At 65.9% G+C, this 7043-nt stretch carries 7 protein-coding genes and 1 pseudogene; 4 read left to right on the forward strand and 4 right to left on the reverse strand.

From position 1 onward, the window contains the following. Positions 1 to 225 (forward strand): annotated as a pseudogene (locus KBI52_RS02820) (methyl-accepting chemotaxis protein); the annotation flags it as partial. A 105-nt stretch (positions 226 to 330) separates the two neighbouring features. Here KBI52_RS02820 and KBI52_RS02825 read toward each other — a convergent pair. Continuing rightward, positions 331 to 1206 (reverse strand): branched-chain amino acid aminotransferase, encoded by an 876-nt coding sequence (locus tag KBI52_RS02825; protein ID WP_173945379.1) that lies wholly within the window; start codon positions 1204 to 1206, stop codon positions 331 to 333. Between the two features lie 169 nt (positions 1207 to 1375). Here KBI52_RS02825 and KBI52_RS02830 point away from each other — a divergent pair, with 169 nt between their 5' ends. Continuing rightward, the gene (locus KBI52_RS02830) at positions 1376 to 2050 is read left to right on the forward strand and encodes a haloacid dehalogenase type II (RefSeq protein WP_210805181.1); all 675 of its coding nucleotides are present in this window, start codon (positions 1376 to 1378) and stop codon (positions 2048 to 2050) included. Positions 2051 to 2172: 122 nt separating this feature from the next. On the opposite strand, the gene KBI52_RS02835 is transcribed toward KBI52_RS02830, so the two are convergent. From KBI52_RS02835 to KBI52_RS02845, 3 genes are all read right to left on the reverse strand, one after another. Further along, the gene (locus KBI52_RS02835; RefSeq protein WP_173945377.1) at positions 2173 to 3555 is read right to left on the reverse strand and encodes a M20/M25/M40 family metallo-hydrolase; all 1383 of its coding nucleotides are present in this window, start codon (positions 3553 to 3555) and stop codon (positions 2173 to 2175) included. An 84-nt stretch (positions 3556 to 3639) separates the two neighbouring features. After that, a complete protein-coding gene (locus tag KBI52_RS02840) occupies positions 3640 to 4098 on the reverse strand; it encodes an N-acetyltransferase (RefSeq protein ID WP_210805183.1) in 459 nt (152 codons plus the stop codon). A 17-nt stretch (positions 4099 to 4115) separates the two neighbouring features. Then, on the reverse strand, positions 4116 to 5654 hold the full coding sequence (locus KBI52_RS02845; RefSeq protein WP_210805185.1) for a helicase HerA-like domain-containing protein: 1539 nt from the start codon (positions 5652 to 5654) through the stop codon (positions 4116 to 4118). A 123-nt stretch (positions 5655 to 5777) separates the two neighbouring features. Between KBI52_RS02845 and KBI52_RS02850 the strand changes: the two genes are divergently transcribed. Next, positions 5778 to 6158, forward strand: coding sequence for a DUF2267 domain-containing protein (locus KBI52_RS02850; RefSeq protein ID WP_210805187.1), 381 nt, complete (start codon positions 5778 to 5780; stop codon positions 6156 to 6158). A gap of 208 nt (positions 6159 to 6366) precedes the next feature. Further along, positions 6367 to 7043, forward strand: a 677-nt coding sequence (locus KBI52_RS02855) for a methylmalonyl-CoA mutase family protein (protein WP_247654141.1), incomplete at its 3' end; no start/stop codon positions are given.

Below are 7043 nucleotides of genomic sequence, written 5' to 3' on the forward strand. Positions count from 1 at the left end.
ATGGAGGAGCAGGGCGCCGCGACCGCCGAGATCGCCCGCAACGTTCAGGAAGCGGCGCGGGGCACCGAGCAGGTCACCGGCAACATCGTGGGCGTGCAGCACGCCGCCCAGGAGAACGGCGCCGCGGCCTCGCAAGTGCTGGGCGTGGCGCAGGAACTCGCCCGTCACTCGGAAGACCTCGGCCGCGAGGTGTCCAGCTTCCTGCACGACGTCAAGGCGGCCTGAGCCTGACGACGGCACGGCCTGAACAGGATGGGCCCGGGACGCTTTTCCAGCGTCCCGGGCCCATTGTTTTTCCACCATGTGCCGCCCGTGCGGGCGGGCATGATCTCAGGCAGCCTTCAGGAGACCCTTGTCGTGGGCGAAGGCCCAGTAGAGCTCGCGCGCCCGGCGGTAGAACGGGCCGGGCTGGAGATCGCGACTGTCGATGCGCAGCACCGGCATCACCTTCGAGTAGTTGCCCGAAATGAAGATCTCGTCGGCGCTGGCGAAATCCTCGTAGCGCAGCGTGCCTTCGACCACCTGCGCACCGTCGTCGCGCAGGAGCTGGATCACGCGCTGGCGGGTGATGCCGTTCAGGAACGTGCCGTTCGGATACGGCGTATAGACCACCCCGTCCTTGGCCATGAACACGTTGGACGTGCCAGTCTCGGCGATGTTGCCGAGGGCGTCGCACACGAGGGCGTTGTCGAAGCCCTTCTCCTTGGCCTCGCGCAGCACGCGGGCGTTGTTGGGGTAGAGCGCGCCGGCCTTCGCGTCGGTCGGCATCGACTCGAGGGTCGGGCGGCGGAAGCTCGATTTCATCACCGAGAGCCCGCCGGGCACCGGCATCGGCGCCTCGAAGAGCGAAAGGCAGAACTGGGTCGATTCCGGATCCGGCGCGATGGTGGCCAGGCCCTCGGCTTCGCCCCAGTACATGGGCTTCACGTAGAGGGCGGTGCCCGGTGCGAACTTCTTCACGCCCTCGCGCACGAGGTCGAGCATGGCATCGACGTCGACGGTCGGCTTGAGGCCGATGGTGGGGGCCGAGCGGTTCACGCGCGCGCAATGCCGGTCGAGATCGGGCGCGACACCCTCGAACACCCGTGCCCCGTCGAACACGGACGAGCCGAGCCAGGATACGTGCGACCGGGGCCCGATCAGGGGCGGATTGCCCTCGTGCCACGCACCGTTGAACCAGTTCCACGTCTGCGAATGCCAAGCCACTTGTCTCAATCCTTTTAGGTCAGAAAGCCTGCCGCATCGAATCCCTTGCGGAGGTTCCCGTCAATCGTTCCTTCGGCCATAGGGACATCAAGACTTGTGATGGATTTCATGAGGAGGACTGATCATTGGTCGGATTGCCATCGGGCGCGGCCGGTGCAACCCTTGCGTCATGTCCCCGACGATCCTCCCGCCCGCCGCCAAGGCCGTCATCTTCGACGCTTACGGAACCCTGTTCGACGTGCATTCGGCCGTCGCCCGCCATTCCGCCGCGATCGGACCGGACGCGACGCGCTTCTCCGAGATCTGGCGCGCCAAGCAGCTCGAATATTCCTGGGTGCTGTCGCTGGCCCGACGCTACGAGCCTTTCTGGACCCTGACCGAGGCGGCGCTCGACTATGCCTTCGCGTGCTTTCCCCAGGTCGACCGGTCGCTCAGGCCGCTCCTGCTGGACGCCTATCGCCGTCTCGATGCCTATCCCGACGCCCGGGACACGCTCCGTGCTCTGCGCGGCCGCGGTCTCAGGACCGGTATCCTGTCGAACGGGGATCCCGGCATGCTGGACGCGGCCGTTGCGTCGGCCGGTCTGACCGGAGATCTCGACACAGTGCTGTCGGTCGATGCCGCGGGAGTGTTCAAGACCAGCCCGCGCACTTACGATCTCGTCCCTCAGGGCTTGTCGGTGGCCGCCAGCGAGGTCGTCTTCGTGTCCTCGAACCGCTGGGACATCGCCGGTGCCGCGGCATTCGGTTTTCATGCGGTCTGGGTCAACCGGCTCGGGCTGCCGGACGAGTACGTGGAACTCGCGCCGAGCGCAGTGATCGGGTCGCTCGGCGAGCTGGTTTGAAACGCCGTCATGGCCGGGCCTGTCCCGGCCATCCCAATGAGAAGGGCGCTTCGCTCCATAAGAGCTGGATCACCGGCACAAGGCCGGTGATGACGCGTGCGGAGCACAGAGCCTAAAGCGACTTACCTCGCCAATGCCGCCAGGATTCGCGCCCACGAGCGGGTGCCTTTGTGGAAGCTCTTGAGATCGTATTTCTCGTTCGGCGAGTGGATGCGGTCGTCGTCGAGGCCGAAGCCCACGAAGAGCGTGTCGAGGCCGAGCGTGCGCTTGAAATCACCGCCGACCGGGATCGACCCGCCCATGCCGATGACGATGGGATCCTTCTGCCATTCGTCGTGCAGCGCCGACTTCGCCGCCGTGATGGCCGGGAAATCGTGCGGCAGGGCGAGAGCGCGCGAGCCCTTGTGCTTGATGAACTCCACCGAGCAGTCGGACGGGATGCGCTCCCGCACGAAGGCCTGGAAATTCTCGGAGATCAGGGCCGGGTCCTGGTCGCCCACGAGGCGGAACGAGACCTTGCAGCGGGCTTCCGACGCGATCACCGTCTTGGTGCCCTCGCCCGTATACCCGCCGATGATTCCGTTCACGTCGCAGGTCGGGCGCGACTGGATCTGCTCGATGAGCATGCGGCCCGTCTCGCCGGCGGAATGCTTCAGGCCGACCTGGCCGAGGAACTCCTCCTCGGTGAGGTTGAGGCCCTTCCACTGCTCGAGCACCTGCGTGGGCGTTTCCGGCACGCCCTCGTAGAAATCGGGAATCGTGATGCGGCCGTTGTCGTCGTGAATGGCCGCGATGATCTTGGAGAGCACGTGGATCGGGTTGCGCGCCGCGCCGCCGAACGAGCCGGAATGCAGATCGCGGTCCGCGCAGCGCACGATCACTTCCTCGTAGACCATGCCGCGCAGGGACGACGTGATGGCGGGCGTATCCTGGTCCCACATGCCCGTGTCGCAGACGAGCGCCACGTCGGCCTTCAGCTCGTCCTTGTTGGCCACGATGAACTCGGGCAGGAACTTGGAGCCGTCCTCCTCCGCGCCCTCGACGAGGAACGTGACGGTGATCGGCAGCGAACCGGTCACGGCCTTCCAGGCCCGGCACGCTTCGACGAAGGTCATCACCTGGCCCTTGTCGTCGGCCGAGCCGCGGGCGCTGATGGCCTTGCGGCCGTCGGGAAGCGTGATGATACGCGGCTCGAAGGGCGGCCTCTCCCAGAGGTCCAGCGGATCAACCGGCTGCACGTCGTAATGGCCGTAGAAGAGCACGTGCAGTTTCCCCTCCCCGCCCGCATGGCCGAGCACCACCGGATGGCCGCCGGTCTCGCGCAGGGAGGCTTCGACGCCGAGGCCCTTCAGTTCGTCGACGAGCCACTGGCCGGCTTTGCGGCAATGGTCCTTGTAGGCCGGATCGGTGGAGATGGACGGCACTTTCAGCCACTGGAACAGGCGGTCGAGCGACGCGTCGAGATCGGAATCGATACGCTGCAGAACTTGGTCGAGCTGGGACATGGAAAACATCTGCCTTGGTGACGGGGTCGCCCCAAGACGTACTCTCATCCCCCGGGTGATCGCAAGTACGGGTTGCCGTCGGACTCAGGAGACGAGCGGCTTCGTCATGTAGACCCGCCGGAAGCCTTTCTCCTGTGCGCGATGGGTCTCGACGAATCCCAGGCGCCCGTAGAGACGGATGTTCTCGCTCATCGCCTCGTTGGTGTAGAGCCGAACGGCCTTCACCCCCCGTTCGATGGCGAGGCTCTCGGCAAAGGCGATCAGCAGACGCCCGTACCCGCGCCCCTGCGCGTCCGGACCGACCGCCACATTGTCGAGAAGCATGGTGTCAGGTTCCGGAATCAGAACGAGCACTCCAAGGATTCTGCCCTCGCCGACGAGGACATGGACCGACCGCATCTCGATCAGGGCGGAATAATCGTCGCTCATCGGGCCGGGCTTCTGCCCCAGCCGTGGGATATACCCCGCATAGGCGGCCTGGACGACCGCCTCCACAGCGGCAAGATCCTCGGGCACCGCGAGGCGTATGGTTGGTGTCGTCATGCCGATCACGCCGATTTTTATCGCCGCAGCAACCCGCCCAGGGTGCCGCGCACGATGGCGCGTCCGATGGAGCTGCCCTGACGCCCTCCGATGGACTTGCCGATCTCGGCCGCGAGATTGCCCACGGTCTGATTGACGATGGTGCGCGTCACCTCGCGGGTGACGCGCTGCGTCACGGTCATGGATCCCTTGCGCTCACCGGAGGTGCCGAAGAGGCCGCCGAGCATGTCCAGGATGCCGCCTCCCCCTTCGGCCGCTTTGGCTTCCGCCGCCGCCTGCTCGGCGCGCTTGGCGAGCATCTCGTAGGCGGATTCCGGATCGACCGCCTGGTCGTATTTGCCCCGCAAGGGGCTTGAAGCCACGATCTGCTGGCGCTCGGACAACGCGATCGGCCCGACCTGCGCCATGGGCGGGGCGATCAGCGTGCGCTCCACCATGGACGGCGACCCCTTGCCCTCCAGGGTCGAGACCAGGGCCTCGCCGACACCGAGCTCGGTGATGGCCTTCTCGGTGTCGAAGGCGGGGTTCTGCCGGAACGTTTGCGCCGCAACCCGCACGGCCTTCTGCTCGCGCGGCGTATAGGCGCGCAGCGCGTGCTGCACCCGGTTGCCGAGCTGTGCGAGGACGCTCTCGGGAACGTCGACCGGGTTCTGCGTGATGAAATACACGCCCATGCCCTTGGAGCGGATCAGGCGCACGACGCGCTCGACGGTGTCGACGAGGGCCTTCGGGGCATCGTTGAACAGAAGATGCGCCTCGTCGAAGAAGAACACGAGCTTGGGCTGATCGAGGTCGCCCACCTCCGGCAGCTCCTCGAACAGTTCGGACATCAGCCACAGGAGGAAGGTGGCGTAGAGGCGCGGATTGCTCATGAGCTTGTCGGCCGCCAGGATGTTGACGACGCCCCGCCCGTCACGGTCGTGTCGCATCAGGTCCTTGATGTCGAGGGCCGGCTCGCCGAGGAATTCGTCGCCCTGCTGGTTCTCGAGCACGAGAAGCTGGCGCTGGATCGTCCCGATGGTGGCTTTCGACACGTTGCCGTAGGTAGTGGTGAGCTCGCCCGCATTGTCGGAAATGAGCTGCAGCAGCGCCCTTAGATCCTTCAGATCGAGCAGCAGCAATCCCTGCTCGTCGGCGATGCGGAACGCGATGTTGAGCACGCCTTCCTGGGTGTCGTTGAGGTCGAGAAGGCGCGAAAGGAGCAGCGGCCCCATCTCGGAGATCGTCGCCCGCACCCGATGCCCCTGCTCGCCGAACAGGTCCCAGAACACAACTGGAAACTTGTCGGGCGCGTAATCGATGCCGATCTCCTGCGCCCGCTTGACCAGGGGCTCCTTGCCGTTGCCGGGCGCCGCCATGCCGGAGAGATCGCCCTTGATATCGGCCGCGAAGACCGGGACCCCCGCATTGGAGAAGCCTTCCGCCAACACCTGGAGCGAGACCGTCTTGCCCGTGCCGGTCGCTCCCGTCACGAGGCCGTGCCGGTTGGCAAGCCGCAGCTCCAGATATTCCGGCTTGGTGCTTTTGCCGATGAAGATCTTCCCGTCTTCGAGCATCGAGTCTCTCCCGTATCCTCCCAAGGATCTTAGATAGACCGTGGCGAGTTTCCACTGTCGGGTTTCTTGATTTAATGGTTTAGTTGTGAACCAACGACCCTGTTCCAGTCTCAGGAGAATCAGATGGACGAACTCATCGCTCGCGTGACCCAGAAGACCGGCCTCGACCAGGCGACCGCCCGGAAGGCCATCGGGATCATCCTGGGCTACCTTCAGAAGGAAGGACCGCAGAACGAGGTCAGCCAGCTGATCGGGGCCCTGCCGGGCGCCCAGGAAGCCATCGAGGAGACGAAGAGCGGCGGCGGCGGCGGACTCATGGGCATGATGGGCTCCATGGGCGGCGGCGTGATGGCGCTCGGCGGCCAGCTCATGGGCGTCGGCGTCTCCATGGGCCAGATGCAGCCCCTGGGCAAGGAACTCTTCGCCTATGGCCGTGAGAAGGCCGGCGAGGACGTGATGGGCCCGATCGTCGGCTCGATCCCCGGCCTATCGCAGTTCGTTTGACGCTGCCTCTTGGTCATCACCCGCCTCGTGCCGGTGATCCCGACGGACCAGGGCGTAGCGCTCCACATCATCGAGATGGCCGGCGTGAGGCCGGCCATGACAAGGCGGAGCCGACACCGCGACTTCATCGTCCTTTTGGGCATTCCCACCACCGTCCCGAAACGGTATCGTCCCGCGAAATTTCCGCCGCTGCCGGACGAGAGCCTCCATGGACGACCTCACCTTAGCCGCCGATTTTCCGCAAGCGACCCGCGAGCATTGGCTCAGGCTGGTCGAGGGCGTGCTCAAGGGCGCGGACTTCCAGAAGAAGCTCGTCTCCCGCAGCCACGACGGCATCGCCATCCAGCCCCTCTATTCGAAGGCGGAAGGATCGACGCCCGTTATGCGCGAGCAGCCCGGCCGCTGGCTCGTGTCGCAGCGGATCGACCATCCCGATCCGGCCAAGGCCAACGAACTGGCTCTCCTCGACCTCGAAGGCGGCGCCGATGCACTGACGCTCGTGACCCATAAGGCTCCCGCTGCCCATGGGTTCGGCGTGCGGGTCGAGAGCCTCGACGATCTCGACCGGGTGCTGTCGGGCGTCATGCTCGATCTCATTCACCTGCGCGTCGATGCGGGCGGCCACGGCCGCCAGATGGCGGCGCTGATGCTGGCGCTCGCAGAGCGGCGCGGCCACAACCTCTCCGACCTCTCCCTCGATCTCGGCCTTGATCCGATCGGGGCCATGGCGGCGCATGGGCGGATGTCCGCGTCCTGGGATGCCATGGCCCGGCGCATGGGCGACACGCTCGAGCATCTGACCGTGCAGGGCTTTGCCGGGCGCACCTTCCTGGCCGATGGACGCGTCTACCACGAGGCCGGCGCCAGCGAGGCGCAGGAACTCGC

The sequence above is a fragment of the Microvirga sp. HBU67558 genome (assembly GCF_018069605.1).
Taxonomy (GTDB): Bacteria; Pseudomonadota; Alphaproteobacteria; order Rhizobiales; family Beijerinckiaceae; genus Microvirga; species Microvirga terrae.

Excerpts from the sequence above, each read along its gene's own strand:
- KBI52_RS02830 (WP_210805181.1), top strand. The coding sequence starts at position 1,376 with ATGTCCCCGACGATCCTCCCGCCCGCCGCCAAGGCCGTCATCTTCGAC.
- KBI52_RS02835 (WP_173945377.1), bottom strand. The coding sequence starts at position 3,555 with ATGTCCCAGCTCGACCAAGTTCTGCAGCGTATCGATTCCGATCTCGAC.
- KBI52_RS02840 (WP_210805183.1), bottom strand. The coding sequence starts at position 4,098 with ATGACGACACCAACCATACGCCTCGCGGTGCCCGAGGATCTTGCCGCT.
- KBI52_RS02845 (WP_210805185.1), bottom strand. The coding sequence starts at position 5,654 with ATGCTCGAAGACGGGAAGATCTTCATCGGCAAAAGCACCAAGCCGGAA.
- KBI52_RS02850 (WP_210805187.1), top strand. The coding sequence starts at position 5,778 with ATGGACGAACTCATCGCTCGCGTGACCCAGAAGACCGGCCTCGACCAG.